This is a genomic window from Bifidobacterium asteroides, from assembly GCF_030758775.1.
Taxonomy (GTDB): Bacteria; Actinomycetota; Actinomycetes; order Actinomycetales; family Bifidobacteriaceae; genus Bombiscardovia; species Bombiscardovia kimbladii.
The window spans coordinates 1,237,571-1,256,171 of sequence record NZ_CP132384.1 but is presented as its reverse complement, the minus strand read 5'-3'; the positions used below and the strand labels follow the sequence as shown (position 1 = coordinate 1,256,171).

10 protein-coding genes are annotated in these 18,601 nt (G+C 58.7%); 4 read left to right on the top strand and 6 right to left on the bottom strand.

Going from position 1 to position 18,601, the window contains the following annotated elements:
* The first annotated feature begins 29 nt into the window (after nucleotides 1-29).
* Nucleotides 30-920: an ABC transporter ATP-binding protein gene (locus RAM15_RS04895; RefSeq protein ID WP_306220997.1), complete on the top strand. Its 891-nt coding sequence runs from the start codon at nucleotides 30-32 to the stop codon at nucleotides 918-920.
* Between the two features lie 53 nt (nucleotides 921-973).
* Complete coding sequence (locus tag RAM15_RS04890; RefSeq protein WP_306220996.1) at nucleotides 974-3,625, top strand: ABC transporter permease; 2,652 nt, start codon at nucleotides 974-976, stop codon at nucleotides 3,623-3,625.
* Nucleotides 3,626-3,785: 160 nt separating this feature from the next.
* Here RAM15_RS04890 and RAM15_RS04885 read toward each other — a convergent pair whose 3' ends face one another.
* Nucleotides 3,786-3,980: a hypothetical protein gene (locus tag RAM15_RS04885; protein ID WP_306220995.1), complete on the bottom strand. Its 195-nt coding sequence runs from the start codon at nucleotides 3,978-3,980 to the stop codon at nucleotides 3,786-3,788.
* An 88-nt stretch (nucleotides 3,981-4,068) separates the two neighbouring features.
* Here RAM15_RS04885 and RAM15_RS04880 point away from each other — a divergent pair, with 88 nt between their 5' ends.
* Both RAM15_RS04880 and RAM15_RS04875 read left to right on the top strand, forming a co-directional pair.
* Nucleotides 4,069-4,953 (top strand): ABC transporter ATP-binding protein, encoded by an 885-nt coding sequence (locus RAM15_RS04880; RefSeq protein ID WP_306220994.1) that lies wholly within the window; start codon nucleotides 4,069-4,071, stop codon nucleotides 4,951-4,953.
* A gap of 31 nt (nucleotides 4,954-4,984) precedes the next feature.
* Nucleotides 4,985-7,633 (top strand): ABC transporter permease, encoded by a 2,649-nt coding sequence (locus RAM15_RS04875; protein WP_306220993.1) that lies wholly within the window; start codon nucleotides 4,985-4,987, stop codon nucleotides 7,631-7,633.
* A 19-nt stretch (nucleotides 7,634-7,652) separates the two neighbouring features.
* Here the strand turns inward: RAM15_RS04875 and RAM15_RS04870 are convergent, their stop codons facing one another.
* The 5 genes from RAM15_RS04870 to RAM15_RS04850 all read right to left on the bottom strand — a co-directional run bounded on the left by RAM15_RS04870 (nucleotide 7,653) and on the right by RAM15_RS04850 (nucleotide 18,164).
* The gene (locus RAM15_RS04870; RefSeq protein ID WP_306220992.1) at nucleotides 7,653-8,342 is read right to left on the bottom strand and encodes a response regulator; all 690 of its coding nucleotides are present in this window, start codon (nucleotides 8,340-8,342) and stop codon (nucleotides 7,653-7,655) included.
* Between the two features lie 384 nt (nucleotides 8,343-8,726).
* Nucleotides 8,727-11,405: a DUF7134 domain-containing protein gene (locus RAM15_RS04865; RefSeq protein WP_306220991.1), complete on the bottom strand. Its 2,679-nt coding sequence runs from the start codon at nucleotides 11,403-11,405 to the stop codon at nucleotides 8,727-8,729.
* 678 nt (nucleotides 11,406-12,083) lie between these two features.
* Nucleotides 12,084-13,067, bottom strand: a complete 984-nt coding sequence (locus RAM15_RS04860) for a ribokinase (RefSeq protein ID WP_372338642.1) — start codon at nucleotides 13,065-13,067, stop codon at nucleotides 12,084-12,086.
* Nucleotides 13,068-13,121: 54 nt separating this feature from the next.
* Nucleotides 13,122-14,159: a LacI family DNA-binding transcriptional regulator gene (locus RAM15_RS04855; protein ID WP_306220990.1), complete on the bottom strand. Its 1,038-nt coding sequence runs from the start codon at nucleotides 14,157-14,159 to the stop codon at nucleotides 13,122-13,124.
* A gap of 477 nt (nucleotides 14,160-14,636) precedes the next feature.
* Entirely contained in the window at nucleotides 14,637-18,164 is a 3,528-nt protein-coding gene (locus RAM15_RS04850; protein WP_306220989.1) for an RCC1 domain-containing protein, read from the bottom strand.
* Nucleotides 18,165-18,601 lie beyond the last annotated feature (437 nt).

Sequence of the window (18,601 nt, the reverse complement as noted above, 5' to 3'; positions counted from 1 at the left end):
GGCAATATTGCGGTAGGTAAGATGGAGGCATGAAACATGGAGCAAAGACAAGGGCGTCTTCCGATCCATCGTCCGGTGCGGGGGAACCGAGGCAGATAGCTCAGGTGGCCATCAAGGCCAAGGGGCTGACCAAGGATTATGGCAGTGGGGAGAACCTGGTCCATGCCCTGCGGGGCGTTGATGTCGAATTCGAACGGGGCAGGTTCACGGCCATCATGGGTCCCTCCGGGTCGGGCAAATCCACCCTCATGCATACCTTGGCGGGCTTGGACACCGTTACCTCCGGACATGTCTACCTGAACGGGACCGATGCCGCCGGTGTGAAGGGCAGGCGGGCCCGTCGTCAAGGAGGGCGGAGGGGCGTAGTCGACCTGACCAAGCTCAACGACAATCAGCTGACCCTCTTGAGGCGCCAGAGCCTGGGCTTCATTTTCCAGAGTTTTAACCTCCTGCCCATGTTTACGGCCAAGCAGAACATCCTCATGCCTCTGATCCTGGATGGGGCCAAGCCGAACGCAGCATGGCTGGAGGTTCTGGCCAAGACCCTGGGCCTGGAGGATAGGCTGAGCCACCGGCCCAGCGAGCTTTCGGGCGGTCAGCAGCAGCGTGTGGCCATCGCCAGGGCTCTCATCGCCAAACCTGCCATCGTTTTTGCAGACGAGCCCACGGGAAACCTGGACACGGCCTCTTCGACCGAGGTGCTCAGCTTCCTGCGGGATTCGGTCCGCGAGCTGGGGCAGACCATCATCATGGTCACACATGATGTCTTTGCGGCCTCCTTTGCCGATCGGGCTTTGGTATTTGCGGATGGGCGAATCGTGGCAGACCAAGACAGACCCACTGTGGATTCCATGAACGCCTTGCTCTCCGAGGAAGTCATGGCCTCTACAGCTACAGCTGACTCGGCTGCTCATCGCTGAGGGGAATGCTCATGTGGTTCGTTGCTAGAAAAATGATTCGGCATGACCTGGGCATGATGGTTCCCGCCGGCATCGCCATTGTCGTCGGAACACTGTTTATCGCCATGACCTTCCTCTTCGGCAACACCATGGATGTTTCCATGCGGCGGATGGTCTCATCCGATGCCGCCCAGGCCAACTACGCCATCATCCCAGCGGAAGGCAACCATTCAGAGCAGAAAAGGGTGAAGGACTTCAAAGCCGAGGAGCTGGCAAAAGTCCCAGGTGTTCACGCAGTCAGATCAGACGTCCAGCTCATGGTTGATGTCCGTGCCGGCAAGATCAAGAGCGAGAGCGTGATTGCCATTCCTATGGCGGATTCATCGCTGATGCCGGTCGGTCTGTCCAAGGGATCCTGGCCCAGCGCTGATGACCAGGTGGTTCTACCCGGGCCGACTGTGTCCAGGCTCAAGCTCTCCCTGGGTGACAAGGTGAATCTGAACCTCTCGCCTAACATGCTGTATATTTCCGAGGACCTGGGGCCAAAAGGGCAAGCCAGTGCTGACCAGGTTGCGGGCAGGTTCATATCGAAGCCGCTGACCTTGTCGGGTGTCAGTGCGAACCAGGGCAACGAGGGCGACAGGTTTGGCGAATCGGGCGGCGCAATCGTGCTGACCCCCAAGACCATAGATGCTTTGATGGCTACAGCAGGTCTTGGCGACATGGGTAACCTGTATGCCCAGAACATCTACCTGAATGTTGGCGGACAGGGCAGCGACCTCGATGGGAGTCTGGCCTCTTTGCGTAAGCTCATGCCTTCCGGCTATTCCCTTGAAGATCGTCACACTATGGAGGACCGACTGGTCAAGACCGCGCTCGGCGGTTCCCAAAACCCCGTGACTACCTTCCTTCTGGTATTCGGCACGCTGGCCATGTTCGTGGCTGCCACCGTCATAGCCAACACCTTCCAGGTCATGGTGGCTCGGCAACGTCGCTACCTGGCCCTCCTGAGGACGATTGGCGCCAATAAGAGTCAGGTCAGGGCCAGCGTCCTGATGCGTTCCATTATCCTGGGCGCTGTGGCCTCCCTGATCGGGGTCGGCGCCGCCATCGGCATCATGGCCATTCTGGGTGCAGCCAAGGCTCATACGAGTTCCCTCTACTTTCAATTGAAGTTGACTCCGGCAGTTATCCTGGTGCCTCTCGTTTTCGGCATCGTCGTTACGGTTTTGGCCTCCTTGGGATCTTCATGGGCCGCCACCAGGGTCAGTCCTTTGGAGGCGCTGAGGCCTGCCGATCTTTTGCAGAACAAGCGGACGAGCAGGATACGACTGTTTGTCAGCGTGGTCATGATTCTGCTGGGCATCACCATGACGGTCTGGTCTCTCTGGCAGGTCAGGCTCAATGTCACGGCAGACAAGGCCAGCAAGGCCTCCGGAGACGGGCCCAACATTGTTGCCGTGATGGCCGTCATCGGCATTGTCCTTGCCTTCCTAGGTATCCTTCTCAGTGCCAATCGTTGGATTCCTTTCATGCTCAAGGGAGTCGGATCCCTGGTTTCGCGGATTGGGCCCTCGTCCACAATCGCCGTGGCTAACATTGCACGGAATCATTCCCGTGTGGCGGCAACAGGTACCGCCCTCCTGATCGGCGTAACGCTGGTCGCCACCCTGACTACAGGCGCCGCCAGCGCCAAGCAGACCATGGACGACATGATGGATGAGCACTACTCGGTCGATCTGCAGATCAGCGCCGATGGCCTGGATGCCAAGGCTCTGAACGCCATTCGACAAATCGACGGGGTCGCGCAGGCAGAACTGGTGCCCCAATATGCTGCCATGGTCAAATCAGGCGGCGAGAACGGTGCAGGAATGACTATTTTCGCCCTGGATTCAAACAAGATCGATCGCCTCCTGAATACCAAGGTCGGCCAGGATTTTTCTGGACAAGATGCCCTGCTGCTTCCCAAAAGCCTCATGGACAAACAGAAGGATTTTCATGACGGCGGGAACCTAGGGCTCAATATACTCAACCCGATTCAAGGCGACGCTCAAGGCGGATCCGCAACGGTGGCTCAAAGACTCTTCGTGACCAGTGTCTATGCGCCCTTCCAGGGGATTGATGCCAGTGACTTATATGGCCTGACTGACTCATCCTCGCTCAATGGCGCTCAGCCTCAGACCGTGCAGATCTGGGCCAAGGTCGATGGCTCGCCAACAGTCTCGGAGTTCATAGACAAGGTGAAGAGTGCACTTTCTGGGTATTCGGCTGTTTCTGTGAAGGGCGGGCTGGCTGAGAAGCAACAGTGGGACCGGACCATCGACAACCTGCTCATGATTATCCTGGCCCTGCTGGCGGTGGCAGTTGCCATCGCATTGATTGGCGTGGCCAACACGCTTTCCCTTTCGGTGCTGGAACGCCGGCGTGAGTCCGCCACCCTGCGGGCCATTGGAATGACACGCAAGCAGATCAGACGATCCCTGGCTGTGGAATCAGGGCTGATAGCCCTGGGGTCGTCCTTGTCTGGCATGGTCCTGGGTCTGCTCTTCGGCTGGGCTGCAGCCTATGAGATCTTCTCCTCTTTGGGGACTGTGGCTTTCCCCATTCCCTGGTCCACTGGACTGGTGATTCTGGTGGTGGCGCTTGTAGCGGCGATCCTGGCAAGCGTCCTGCCAGCAAGACGTGTCAACCGGACTCCACCGGTTGTGGCTCTTGCTGAGGAATGACGGCAAGCAACCAGCGCGCATCATAAGCACCAGTCTTTATCCCAGTGCGCCTTGGTCGGCGCCGGGAATGATTGATTTGTCTCCTCAGATGCCGTCTTCACTGATGCTGCTTGGAAGGGAGCCGGCTTGAGCGAAGGGACCTTGATATTCCCGCAGTCAATCAAGGGGATCGGGGCAATTGTTGCAATACATTGATCCGATGGTTGCATGTCTTGAGGCTCACGTCTTTTGCGCTGAACATGATGTTCTTCATCTCCCAGATGTCCATCCCCGCCGCCCCGCGTTGATTTGGATGGTGCCAGCCTAACAGGAAGAGTTTTTCAGCGCACTCATCCGTAAGATTGATTCTTTTCATCCCTCCTAGGGACCATATCGCGGCAGCTGATAGCCGCATAGGGTCAGAAGCAGACGGGAGAAAGGCTTCCTGGCGGATAAGGAGCACCATGCAGCACAAAACGGATACCGCGTCTTCGCAAGGGTTAATCGACAGTGCAGGCCCAGGCGTCGCGGGACCACCGGCCGTCAGCGCCAGGCAGCTGACCAAGGATTATGGGCAAGGTTCGAGTGCTGTCCATGCCCTGCGCGGAATCGACGTGAATTTCGAGCAAGGCCAGTTCACGGCCATCATGGGGCCTTCAGGTTCGGGCAAGTCAACGCTTATGCACGTTCTAGCCGGTCTGGATACTGTCACCTCTGGTCATGTCTATATGGCCGCTGATCTTCTGTACCCGAAGAGTAGGCATCGTCATCATCCATCGATCGATCAGGCTGGCCGAGTCGACCTGACACGACTGGACGACCGTCAGCTGACCCTGATCAGGCGGCGGCATCTGGGATTCATCTTCCAGAGCTTCAACCTGCTGCCTATGTTCACGGCCAAACAGAACATCCTCATGCCGCTGGTACTGGACGGCGTTCGGCCCGACAACTCGTGGATGGAGCAGCTGATAGAGACGCTGGGTTTGTCGGAGAGGCTGGACCATCTTCCCGGTGAATTATCCGGGGGACAGCAGCAGCGGGTCGCCATCGCCAGAGCGCTGATAACCAAACCCGGTCTGGTCTTCGCGGACGAACCGACGGGGAACCTGGACCTGGCCGCAAGCACTGGTGTTCTGAAGTTCCTGCGCGATTCCGTACGTGAGCTGAATCAGACCGTCATCATGGTCACTCATGATGCCTATGCCGCATCCTATGCCGACCGTGCGCTGGTCTTTGCCGACGGACAGATCGTTGCGGACCGACAGAATCCGACGGTGAAAGCCATGAACGATCTTCTGGCTGAACAAGTTTCGGCTGGCGCTGCTGGCTATTCCCAGGTACAGGACTAGGGGGTGCATTGTGTGGCGGATAACCCGTACGATGATGAAGCGCGATGCGCGAATGATGATGCCGGCTGGTCTGGCCATCGTGATCGGCACCCTCTTTATGTGCCTGACACTTCTTTTTGGCAACGTGGCGAACGCCTCCATGCGCCGCGAGATCAGTATGGATGCCGGTCAAGCCAATTATGCTGTGACTTCCAGAAGGGATCAGGACAAGCCAATTCTGTACGACGAGTTCGATAGCAGGGGACTGTCGAAACTGCAAGGGGTTCGTGGTCTGCGCCCCGATGTCAACCTCATGGTGGACATGGAAGCAAACGGTCAGTCCAGCAAGGGGATTCTGGCGATTATGGGTGCCAGGCAGGAGCTCATGCCTATCGATTTGGATCGGGGACAATGGCCGGATTCAGACGATCAGGTGGTACTGCCGCGTTCCGTCGCTGACAGGCTCCGGGCGGGCATTGGGGATAAGGTGCGCCTCCATCTGTCCCCGCTGATGCTCCCAGAAAGTGACAGTGCTCAGGATTCTTCAAATAAAGAAAGCCTTGTTGACCAAGGCACTGCGAACTTGACCATCTCAGGTATCAGCAAGAGCCGTGGTGGACAGTACGACGACTTCGGCGGAGCCGTGGTGCTGACGGGTTCTCGGATTGATCGTCTGCTGACTAAGGTGGGAATGGCTGGACCGGCGTCCCCTCCTGTGGAAAACATCTATCTGTTGGTTAATGGCCAAGGCAAGGACCTCCAGAACACGCTGCATGATATCAGCCGATACGTTCCCGACGGATACCGGCTGGAGGACCGTCGGGCCATGGAGGACAGGCTGCTCAGTGAGCAGACAGGCAATGGCGTGAACATCATGACTGTCTTCCTCATGACTTTCGGTGTGCTGGCCATGGTAGTGGCTGCCTTGGTGATTGCCAACACCTTCCAGATCATGGTGGCCAGACAGCGCAGGTATCTGGCCCTGCTGAGGGTTATTGGTGCGGATCGACGGCAAATCAGGTTAGGCGTGCTGCAGCAGGCCCTGCTTCTTGGTGTCATATCGTCCTTGATTGGCATCCTGCTGGCTATGGGCTTGATGGGTCTTGCCGGATGCCTTGGTTTGCATTCGGGCACCATGGAACTTGCACTTCTGCTTACTCCTGCTGCCCTTCTGGTTCCGTTTGCGCTTGGAGTTCTGGCAACCTTGGTGGCTGCCTTTGGGTCTACTCGTACGGCTATCAGGGTCAGACCGCTTGAAGCCCTGCAGCCAGTGGATTATCAGGAGCAAGGAAGCAGGAAACGGACCGGTCTGCTGATCAGCATCCTGTTGGCGGTCATTGGCATAGCGTTCGTGATCTGGTCCTCTTGGCGTGTCAGGGAGCTAGTCAGGACAAACGCCGGCGATACAGTCCAGACCACTAATCAGCAGGAACTCTTGCTGGGTCTCGCGGTATTGGGTGTTTTGCTGATTTTCCTGGGTGTGCTGACCGGTGCGCGTCGGTGGATTCCAGCTCTTCTGCGTTGCCTGGGTAGGCCTGTGTCCCGGATTGGACCATCTTGCAGGGTTGGAGTGGCGAATATCGCTCGAAATCCCTCACGAGTCGCTGCCACAGGTGTTGCTCTCCTGATTGGCGTAACCCTGGTCTCCACTCTGGCTACAGGTGCGGTAACCACTAAACGGACCTTGGCCAAGGATATTGATCAGCGTTATTCCTTGGATATTGAAATATCTGGTCAGGGGCTGAATAAGAATAATGTGCGGGCCATTGAACGGATCAAAGGTGTAGCTGATGCAGAGCTGGTGCAGCGATTCAATGCCAAGGTCGAGTCGGGAGGCCCCTCACAAGATTCCATGACTGTCTATGCCTTGGATGCTTCACGTATCAGGCGTGTGCTTCATGCCGATCTGGGTCCAGATACGCAAAAGTCGGATGCACTGCTGGTATCGACCAGAACGATTTCCAAGCATTCCGGTTACCAGAATGGAAGTCAGTTGAAGTTGTCGATGGCTGATCCTCAGACGGACGATGAACGTGGAAAAGAGACACTTGCAAGAAGAACATTGACTGGGGTCTTTGCAGGATTCGGCGGGCTGGATACCAGTGGCGTCTATGCAATCACGGACTCCCGGAATGTCGCTGGGATAAACACCAAGGCGCATGAAATCTGGATCAGGACGCAAGGAGATCGCGATGCCGCACTGCTCTTGGATGACATACGTCAGGCTGTCGGAGAGCATGATGACATGGCTATCAGCGGTGGGCTGACGCAAAAGAGGCTATGGGGCGAAAGAATCGATTCCTTGTTGGCGATCATGGTGGCATTGCTGGGCGTTGCCGTCATCATTGCCCTCATAGGGGTCTCCAACACTTTGATGATGTCGGTGCTGGAACGCCGTCGTGAGAACGCCACGCTCAGAGCAATCGGCATGAGCAGCGTCCAGGTTCGCCGATCCTTGGGAGTCGAAGCCTGCATGATTGCCCTAGGAGCCAGTCTGGCTGGAATCGTTCTAGGAATGCTATTCGGGTGGATAGGAGCCTATCAGGTCTTTGTGCCCTTAGGATCCGTGACCTTCACCGTGCCATGGTCGGCTTTTGCGCTGATACTGCCAGTGGCCTTGCTGGCTGCGGTGGTAGCTAGTGTGCTGCCAGCCAGGGAGGCAGTCAAGGTTTCACCCATTGAGGCGCTCAGTGACGATTGATGCTGACTGATGGCCTGGTTCATACCAGATGGTTTTCGTAAGCGAAGACCACTGCTTGGACACGGTCGCGGGCATTGATTTTCTGGAGAATATGAGTGACATGGGTTTTCACCGTGGGCAGTGAGATTCCCAGATTGTCGGCAATCTCCTGGTTGCTCAGGCCTTGGGCTATGTGAACAAGAACCTGAAGCTCGCGGTCAGTGAGTAGGTCTGCTTCGGGATCGCGATAGGTCGATCCCGAAGGCATGGATTCGGCCTCAGGCATGTCATGGGCCATGTGTTCTATCAGACGTTTTGTGGCCGAAGGGGCAATGATCGCGTTGCCCCGGTGGACTGTACGGATGGAGGACAGGAGGGTTTCAGGCTCGGTATCCTTGAGCAGAAATCCCGATGCGCCGGCTTTTATAGCAGCCATGACGTATTCGTCAAGATCAAAGGTGGTCAGCACAATGACCCTGGGCTCCGGACGGTCAGGCGACAGAGCAGTGATCTGGCGGGTGGCTGTCAAACCATCCATGCCGGGCATGCGGACATCCATAAGGATCACATCAGGCCGCAGGCGTGAAGCCAAGTCCACCGCTTGCTCGCCGTCCGCGCCTTGGCCAACCACGGTCATGTCATCCTGGGAGCCGATGACCATGGCAAAGCCAGCCCGGACCAGATCCTGATCATCCACGATGGCAACGCTGATGGGTTCGGTCCGTTCCATAACTGCCTGCTTCTTTCCGCTAGATGATGGTCAGCGCCACCATCCGATTTTATCTGAGTCGAGTGTGGCTAGGAATTGCGACAGGTTACAATTTGTAGCCAAGGTAATCGCTGTTTGATTGAGTGTTGTCTAAGCGATGGTTGTCTGAGTGATTGTTACCGAAATAACTGTTGACGGAGCCACTACCAAATGGTGAAGTGAGCCGCTTCGGTTACTGACTCCTGGCCTGGGCTGATCATCAGGTTCGTGATTCATAGAATGCTCCATTCTTCCGGTGGGCTGATTGCCTGCTGTGTACGTTTCCTGTGTATCCATTTCCTGTGTGCTCGCCATAGGAGGTGTACATCATCAAGAACGCTCATGTCTGGAGTCCGGTTGGTCCGATTAGACATGCTTTGATTCCTTATCCTGTTGCGAATGTTGCGGAGGGTTGTCAGGCTGATCGTCAAGATCTACTGGCAGGGGTTTGGCTGGGTGAAGAGCCGGCGAAGGTGTGGTCTTGTGGGTGGGATCGACCATATGGTTCCTGTCTGAATTGGGGCTCTCGTCTGACACGTCGGTGGTGTCAGTGTTTGAGTGCAAATCAGTGCTGGAACTGTGACGCAGGACTGTGAGTAGTTGTCGCATACGAGCCAGGGCCTGGCGTCCTTGGGTTGCAATGTCGCCGAAGGCTTGTGCTACCTGCTCTGGGGGAGGATCCACCTCCTTGACTTGGTAATCGTTCAACTCGGCGATGGCCTTGCCGGTGGATGCAATGACTGTATTCAGTGTGGTGGCCACTTCTACCTGCATGGTGGCACCGATGAGTTCCCGCTCTTGATTGGCTGCCAGAGCCTGGCTTTCCTGCAAGGTCTGGTTTAGCGCGCGCTCGCGTTCCTGCTGGAGAAGCAGGACCGAACCACGAGTGCGTCGGCGTGAGGCAATCAGAATGGTCAGCAGACAGATCAAGGCCGGTGCGGTCATCACTATAAAAAGCGCTAAATGGGATGCAGAAAAAGAGGCTTCTGCCGGTCCTTCTGTCATGTAAGACAAAATGGTGGGACACCCTTGGTTATTGGCTGCACATCTGACAGCCCACAAAACCATATCCGTGATGACCGCGAACGGGACCCAGTGCCTGGTTTTGTCTTTACCGTAAACCATTGCTGAATAGACGGCGATTGGGGATAAGACTGCAGCTTCCGGCAGCCAGGGCGAGAAGAGCAGCAGCAGGGCGGCGACTGCAGCCACTATGGCGGCGCAAATGCCCGGACGGACCCTGCGCAGAATCAGAGGCAAAGTGATAGCTAGTGTGGCAATGATTCTTGCTGGCCGGCCTGGATCATATTGGGGAGTGACAGGTGCTATGGCAAGAGCTTGGCCTGGATTTTCTACCAAAACGACTCCGATTACCAGACCCAGGTCGGCCGTCAACGGATGGCGTTGAAACCAAACGAAGAGCGTGGAGACAATCGAACGCAGGGACCATTGCATTTGTCGGTTGGCATGTATTCCTGCTTCAGGGTCGGATTTTGGCGGAGTAGCAAAAGGAATTCGCGCCTGGAGGTGGTAACCGCCTTCTGGCTTGGGACCAGCTTGAAGGCTGCCTCCCAGGGAAGTCAGTCGTTCGCGCATTCCCAAAAGGCCGAAAACTGAATGCTCAGGTTGATCCATCTGCGGCGGAGAATCTGAATTGGTAGTGGCATGGTCGAGCGGTTGGTCGTCAATGGTGAGGCACAGACCATCTGTGAGCCACTGCTCTTCAATCCGCACATCCGAAGCCGGAGCGGCATGTTTGCGAACATTGGTCAAGGCTTCTTGAAGGACCCGATAAGCAGTCATGGCGCGGCTGCGATCCAACTTTTCCGGGTGGGGCCGGCCTTCGAGGCGTCGGTTGAATTGAGATTCTGGCTGAGCAAGTTGGGCGGCATCTATCAAGTTTGTCCATGATTCGTAGCTGGTTGGCGGATTGCCTGAAGAGGTGGCAACTGAGGGCCAAATACACGCATCGTCGGCCGTATCAACGTTGGCCTTGGCAGTATTAGCAGCTGAAGTTTCTTTGCTTGTGTGAAGATAGTCGCTCGCTTGACTTGGCTGAGTGCAATCTGTTCCGGCTGGATTCCGATCACGAGTGTTCGTGGATTGACGAGCGGAATTCGTTTGGGCAGTTGCTTGAGATTGGTCAAGGGTATGGATGTCGGCAGGATCCGTTGGTGATGGGGAAGACGGGTGCTGATTGGGAGGGGAATCCGCTGCTTTTTGGCTGGTTGCGGCCGCTGGGTAGGTCGGTGATTTAAGTTTGCCGAAGAGGGAGCTCAGCTCGCGTAGGGCGCGACGGCTCTCTTGATCGATGGTGCGCATGGTCTTGAGGGCCAGGCTCGCATCGGCAGTGGCTGCGTATCTGCCGGCATCCGCCTGCACGATGACGATGGACAGTGTGTGGGCGACGACATCGTGCATGTCACGCGCTATGCGGGCCCGCTCAGCACTGGCAGACAGGGCGGCGCTCTGTTCTGCCTGCAGAGCCAGGGCGTGGTTGCGTCGCCGGGCCTCGTCAAGGGCATCTCGCCTGGTCCGCGTCCAGTAGGCTGCGACGATGGCTACGAGCAGTAAGAGCGCTTCGATCAGGAAATTCGATAGGAAGGTGGTCGCCAGTTCTCTGAATGAGATCGGCCACATTGAGATGCGATCCGGCTGTGCTCTACCCGGAGGCAGAAAACCCAAATCGACCAATGTGAAGATAAGGCAGGATAAGGGCGTCATGACCCAGGCCAAGGTCAGGTAGAGTCGACGCAAGGATGGGCGTCCATAGAGCAGACATGAATAGACCATAACCAGGCAGACTGCATCGGCGGGCATGATGGCTGGCCCCAACAAAAGCTGAGCCAGAGCCACAGCGACGAAGAGCCAGGCTGCCAGGTCGGGGAATCGACGACGGATAACGACAGGGGCTATGAGCAGGACCGTCCACATCAGGATTAGGTTTTCCTGCAAGGGGATCAGGGCCCCATCTTTGAGATTGGCGGTGGAGCCACTCAATAGAAGCAACAGAAGGATGGCGAAGAGAGCGTCAGGCAGCAGCATTCGATTATTGGACCTGGTGATTGGTCGCTGCGCTGTTTGACTGACTGTGCTCATGGGATCAACACTATTCAGGGACGGAGGGAGGTGCCATCAGTCCGAGGGATGATGTGGTCAAATGTGGTCCCAGGCTGTCTCAAAGTGGATAAGTCGGAGCAGTTGCGATCGGGGGTGGGTGCTGAATGGCGAATCAAAAGATAGTGAGTCGGAAGATGGCGGCTTTGCAGATGGCGATTGCCGTTTATCGGTTTGGCCGCTTTGGCTTTGGGAGGCCTAGTACCGTTCCTTGCCGTGGTGCTGTACACGCATTCTTGCATGGAATGGCTTTCTGCATAGCATGCACGGCCGAGACGTATGCGTACCCCAAGACGTATGCGTACCCCAATGCACGGTCCCAACCCTTGGAGGGCTTTAACTGGCAACAAACTCGGATTCCGCGCTTGGATTCAGTAGGCAGTAAGAGCGGATCGCAGACTTGCGCTCAGTCGGCAATGAGTATGGATTCCATATGGATTCCACATTTGTGCTCAATTGGCAATTGGCAGCTGGCAGCCGGCAACAAGTATGCACCCCATATCCATCCATCCAGCCTGTATTCCACAGATACCAGTCAGGCCGACGAATCGTCGTGCATTCCGCAACGGTTCGTCGGCCTGACAGCGCAGGGGAGGGCACCCAGTCTCAGGAGAAGCGCAGCCGAATCTGCTCGGCCGTGCCGTAGGAGGCCTGCGCCCCCTGCCCGGTGGCGGCGTATGCGGAGACGTATGAGGCCAGCTGGGCGGCCTCAACCAGGGTCATGTCGGAGGCCAGGCCGGCCAGCACGGTGCCCATGAAGGCGTCCCCGCAGCCGGTGGTGTCCACAGCGTCCACATGCACGGCGTGAATCCGGTAGGTCCGGCCCTGGTCCAGCACCATGGACCCCTCGCCGCCCAGGGTGACGATGGCCCGGTGGAAGCCGAAGTCCTGCATGGTCTGGTTGATCCGGTCCCAGTCGGCCCCCAGCCAGTCGCCGTCCTCGGGCTCGTCGATGCCCAGCAGCTGGGCCATCTCATGCTCGTTGACCAGGATCAGGTCGGAGTTGGCGATCAGGTCGGCAGGCAGGTCGGCGCGGAAGGGGGAGTCGTTGAGCAGCACGGTCATGCCGGCCTCGTGGCCCATGCGCGCGACCTCGGTGACCGTCTCGATGGGGCTCTCCAGGCACAGGCCCAGCACCTTGGCCGAGGTCAGGGCCTGGCGGGAGCGGTGGGCGTAGTCCACATCCACCTTGCCGTTGGAGCCGGGGGAGTAGACGATGGTGTTCTCGCCGCGCGCGTCCACGGTGATGACTGTGGTTCCGCTGGCTCCCGGCACGGTCATCACATGGGAGACGTCCACCCCGGCATTGCCCAGCTGCCCCAGCAGGAAGTCGGCGTTGGAGTCGGATCCCACGGCCCCGAAGAGCCTGACCTGGGCGCCGATGCGGGCTGCGGTCGCCGCCTGGTTGGCCGACTTGCCCCCGGGCAGCACCTGCAGGGGACCCCCGTTGATGGTCTCGCCGGGCTTGGGCAGCCGGTCGGTGTTGACGGTGTAGTCCGCATTCATGGACCCGACCACCGAGATGGATCCCGTGATGGCATCCAGTCCCTTGAGCACCTGGTCGGGTGCCGCCGCCATATCTTGAATCATGTTTCTCCGTTCCTTGATGAGCTTGTCCGCCTTGATGATCACGCTGTGACAGGTTCAGGGATCCTGGCCGGTGTGCGCGGGCGGGCGACCCACCGAGGCGCAGTGGCGGTAGCTGGTCTGCAGCCGGACCGACCGCACGGGCGAGCCTGCCATCAGAGCCAGGAGCATGTCCACGCAGCGGGTCCCCATGGTGTCGATCTGCTGGGAGATGGTCGACACTGCCGGGGTCAGGATGCGGAAGACGGGCAGGTCGTCGAAGGTGATCATGGACAGGTCCTCGCCGATGCCGATTCCTCGGGACTGGGCCGTTTTGATGGCGCGTATGGCATCCAGGGAGGATCCGAAGAGCACGCCGGTGATTCCCTGCCGGGCCCAGAGGTCGATCATGTCGGGGTCGAAGGTGCCGGGTTCCACCTGGTCCGCCAGAGGGTCGTCCATGCCCTCGATGCCTGCCAGCAGGTTCCGGTATACGTCCAGGCGTTCCCGGAAGGTGGCCGATTCCCTGAGGGGTCCGGGCACCAGGGTGATGCGTCGGTGGCCCTGGGCGTGCAGATCCTCAAGGGCCTGCCTCAGGCCGGGCTCGGGGTCGGCGTCCACGCAGGGGATGGCCCGCCCGTCGCGTCCGGCGGCACCCTCGGCGGCACGGTCCACGCAGACCAGGGGCAGCCCGCGTCTGGTCAGCTCCTCCAGGGTGTGCGAGGAACGCGGCCCGGGCACGATGATGGCTCCGTCGATGTGCTGGCCCAGCAGGTTGCGCACCTGGGCCCGATCCTCGCCGGGGTCGCCCTGGGTGGAGGTGCAGATCAGGGTCTGGAAGCCGTGGTTGAGCAGCTGGCCCTGGATCAGATAGGCCAGGTCCGCGAAGTAGGAGTTGCGGATGTCGGGGATGAGCAGGCCGATGGTGCGCGAGTGGGCGGAGTGCATGGATCGGGCCCGGGAGTCCGGCACATAGTGCAGGTCGTGGATGACCTGGTTGATGCGCTGTCGTGTGGCGGGGGAGATGCGCCCGGAGTCGTTGAGGGCTCGGGAGACCGTCGATACGGAGACTCCGGCCCGTTGGGCCACATCCCTGATCGTCGCGTACGCCATCATGGCCTTTCGTCGAAGTGGTCGGCCGCCGGGCCGGACTGCCGACCTCGGCGGTTGCCTGACCGCCGCCATGGACAGGCGAACGGTTCTGACAGCCTTCAGTTATATCAGTGCGGTAACGATACCGCAACTTTCACAGCATGGCCCGTCGAGGGTTGGCTCTGAATGAAGTTGAACGAGGCTGAATGTTCGGGGATGAAGCTGCTGTTTGCGCGATTATGCTGGGATAGGGAGATGAACAGCGGCCGGGCCGACTAGAGGTTGTTGAGCCTTCTGGCCGGCCTGGCTGTGTTTCCCCTCTTTCCCGGGCGGAGGCGGGGGCGTGCATGCCTGCCTTCGGCTGCTGCCTGCGGAAGTGTGGTGGGGGCGCGGGAGGGAAGTGTCGGCTCTCTTGGGGTTTGAGCCTTGACTGGCACGTTCCTCCCTGCTCCCCCTATGTAGGGCCGGGGGCGGGGGGATTGATACGCCGCCCGGCCGCTCTTACTCGTGCGAAGCATGTGACAGACTATGTTGTTCCCTCCGGTGGCGGCGGGATGCCAGAACCCCGCCCATGCCCGTCATACTGGTAGCCAGGGCGAGCAGAATGCCCTCACCGCCGGCCTTGGGCAGCACGCCTAGGGGCGTGTACGTGTAGGTAAGTGAGGTGTCTGGCTTCTGGACTTTGTCGCCAAGCTTGTAGTCGACGCTGACTGTGACTGGTCCCGGCTCATGCGCAGGAGTCACCACGGTGACGTTGCTGCTGTTGCTGACATGGGTCAGGTTCGTGCCGGGGCTGGTGTCGAACCTGGCTGCAGTGATCACCGGCTGTAGAGGGAACATCACTGGCATTGGAACCAAACTCAGGCTTCCCACATCGGTATTGCCGATCTGGCCATTGCTGTTATCTCCCCATCCTTTGGCGTTTCCGTCCATGTCGATGGCCAGCGAATGCTGCCATCCTGCTCTGACTTGCACAGTGTTCAGCCAAGGGTCGGCCGAGTTCGTGTGTTGCGCGGAGGCAGCCACCTTCACGGGAGAAAGACGGAGATTCGTAGTATTGTCACCGAGTCGGCCATCGCCGTTGTTTCCCCATGCCCAAGTGGTCCCTTTCTCGTCGATTGCCAGCGAATGAGAGCTTCCGGCGCTGACCTGTACAACTTTCAGCCCTGTGTTCGCGTCCTTGGGATCAAGTAGCACCTGTTTAGGAACAGGATTCGCAACAAACTGGCCGGTGACGTTGCCAGTGCCAAGTTGGGCGTAGCGGTTCCATCCCCATGCCCAAACATTCCCTTTCTCGTCGATTGCCAGCGAATGAGAGTCTCCGCCGCTGACCTGTACGGCTTTCAGCACAGTGTTTGCATCAGTGGGATTAAGCAGCACTTTTTGGGGATTAGGATTTGCCTTGTCGTTTATTTCGCTGTTGGTGTTGTTGCCGAGTTGGCCATAGTAGTTGTACCCCCACGCCCAGGTGTTTCCATCCTCGTCGATTGCCAGAGAGTGATAGCCTCCGCCGCTGACCTGTACGGCTTTCAGCTCTGTGTTAGCACCGGTGGGATCAAGCTGAACCCATTTGGGAAAAGGATTTGCTTTTTCAGTGAAGTTGTTGGTGTTGTTGCCGAGCTGACCGTTTTTGTTGAGTCCCCATGCCCAAATGTTTCCATCCTTGTCGACGGCCAGCGAATGGTAGTATCCGGCGCTCACTTGTATGGCCTTCAGTCCTTTGTTCGCGTCAGTGGGGCTGGCAGGGTCGCGCACGCGCACGGGAACAGACGAATAGCCCCCGCTGGTGTTGTTGCCGAGCTGGCCATAGTTGTTGTATCCCCAGGCATACACGTATCCGTCGCTGCCTAGGCCCAGCGAATGTTGCCATCCGGCACTGTCCTGCAAGTAGTTGAAATCAGTCGACACGCCTGCAGGCTTCTTCACCTTGACCGGCGTAGTCCTATTGGTGGTCGTCCCGTCTCCGAGTTGACCATAGCTGTTGCCTCCCCAGGCGTAGGCGTTTCCATCGCTGCCAACCGCTAGAGAAAAGCTGTCGGGACTCTGTGAGCAGTTGACCTGGTTGAATTTGACGCCGCTGGCGTCGGTCGGCGGGGTAATGGTGGTTTGTTGCCCGCCGAGCTGGCTGCCGTTGTCGGGGTTGATCCTCCAGGTGTTGTTGGGGTCTTTGTAGGTCCATTTGGCGCTGATGGTGAGGTTGTTGGTGACGGGTTTGCTGAAGTCGTAGGCGATCTTGCCGATGAACCACCCGCCGAATTGGTAGCCGCTGCGGGTCGGGTCTGGGTAGGGGCGCTGCACCCTTCCGAATGGATAGGTGACCTGCTGGGGTTGGGGTGCCTGGCTTCCTCCTGCTGTGTTGAAGCTGACCTTGTAGGTGGAGCCAGGCTGGACGGCTCTGGTCAGGGTCTGGTCGACCGTGTAGTCAAGGCTCCTGGTGAAGGGCTTATCCTCCTGCCTGCCGGAGATGGTGATGACGGCCGGACCGGGATTGCGGGCGGGGACATCTGCCTGCCAGGCATCGCCGGTTTTGCTGAGCGTCAATGCTTGGCCGTCCAGGCTGGCTGATTCCAGGGCGGGCGCTGTGGTGGGGTCGATTTTTGCCGGCTTGCCGGGCTGGCCTTGGGCGTCGATGCTCCACTGGTATAGGCTTCCCTGCCTGTCTAGGGCGGCGATTCTGTTGCCGATGCGGACTGCTTGCAGGTAGTGTCGGTTCCCGCTGTCTGCGCGTATGGGCGCCTCGCCTGGCTTCCAGGACCAGAGGCGGCCGTCCGTGTCTGTGATTATGGCCTGGTTATTGCTGGCGCTGATCCGGCCGGCCTTCATGCTTTCCGGCAGGTTGACGGCTTTGGCGCTGGTCGAGCTGTCGGCCAGGTACCAGGCCTGCCCGTCAGCGTCCAGCAGGAGCAGCCCCAGGTCGAGGGCTGTGGCCTGGATGATGCGTACGCCCTGGTCCCGCATGATGGGTGACGGCTTCGTGTTTCCTGCCTGGCCCGGCTTCCATGACCATGCCTGTCCGTCCGCGTCCACGATGAGTGTCCGGCTGGGGGAGGCGACGGCCAGTGTCGCCTGAGCTTGCACGGGCAGGCTGATCGTGGATTGCTCAGTGGGTTTCATGTTCCGGCTGTCGGACTGGCTGGCCTGGAAGATGTGGACACGGCCCTGTTGGTCCACGGCCAGTAGCTGGTCGCCGCTTGTGCTGATGCTGGTAAACCTGATGTTCCCATCAATGTCGAGGATGGCGGGCGTGGGCGTGGGCTGTTGGCTGGCCCAGGTGTATATCTGCTGGTCGGATCCGAGGGCCGTCTGCCATTGGCTGCCGGCGGCGGCCTGCAGGTAATGGAATCCGTCTGGAGCCTGGGCAGGGAGAGCAACCTGTTTTGGCATACCGTCTTGCGCCCAAGCGTAAAGGTTGCCGTCGCCTGTCAGACCGACAAACTGGCTGCCTGCCGTGAGGATGCTGGTGTAGTAGGGTTCCTGCCTGTCGGGTGGGCTGATGGTCAGGCGGGCGCCGGAGGCGGGCCCATGGTCCGGGCCCAGTGTCCAGTCCGTGGCCTTGGTCCAGCGGGCGTTCAGCGTCATGTCTTGGAGGATGGGGGTCTGGAAATCGAAGGGCTGGCCATCAAGCATCCACCCGTCGAACCGGAAACCATCACGTTGCGGGTTCTTTTGCGATGGTGAGGCAAGCGTCCCGGTCTTCACGGTCGCCTGGGTGGGTTTGCTCCCGTTGGCTGGGTCGAAGCGCACTGTGTACGTGGCTTGATCAACCGTCTGCCCAGAGGGCTTGGTTGAAGCGGAGTCTGCACTGCCTGGACTGTCTGTGGACGATGACGGGATGTCCGGACTCGGTGTCGCGGGGTTCAGGGGCAAGGCGGTTTTCAGGGGCGAGGGCGAGGGAAGCGGGGTGTTGGTTGTGCTGCTGGGAAGAGTGGCGGGGGTTCCCTCAGCTACGCGAGGGGTCTGACGACCCCCCCCCCCCCCGATAAACATGGATTCAGTACCAGCATCGGTTTCAGCTTCGGCTTCGACCATGCCCAAGCCTGACAGGAGCAGCAGAAGAATAATCACGAACGACAGCGAACGCAATCGGGAGCCTATACGCATGACTTACAAACCTCTTCCCCAACAACAGGCTTGCCTGCCATCTGTTATTCGCCAACGGCCGGCCAACACCACTGCTACGTCTTACTTGCAAAGGAGTCTCTTGGCCGTTCAAAGCCGATCCGGCGCCAATTGCCCGAATGCAGTCAGAAGACGAAAGACCCCTCAACATCCCCATGTAAATCATACCATCTGAACCTACAGGCATCAGCCAAATCCCGTCCAGCTTTACGGGAACATTGATTCTTACGGCTATGGAAGAGTGGCTGCTTATAGTTATTATTCGGGGTTTGGAGATGAACCGCGGACAGGCTGGCTGGGGGCTGTTAAGCCTTCGGGACGACTTGGCTGTGTTTCCTCCTCTTCCA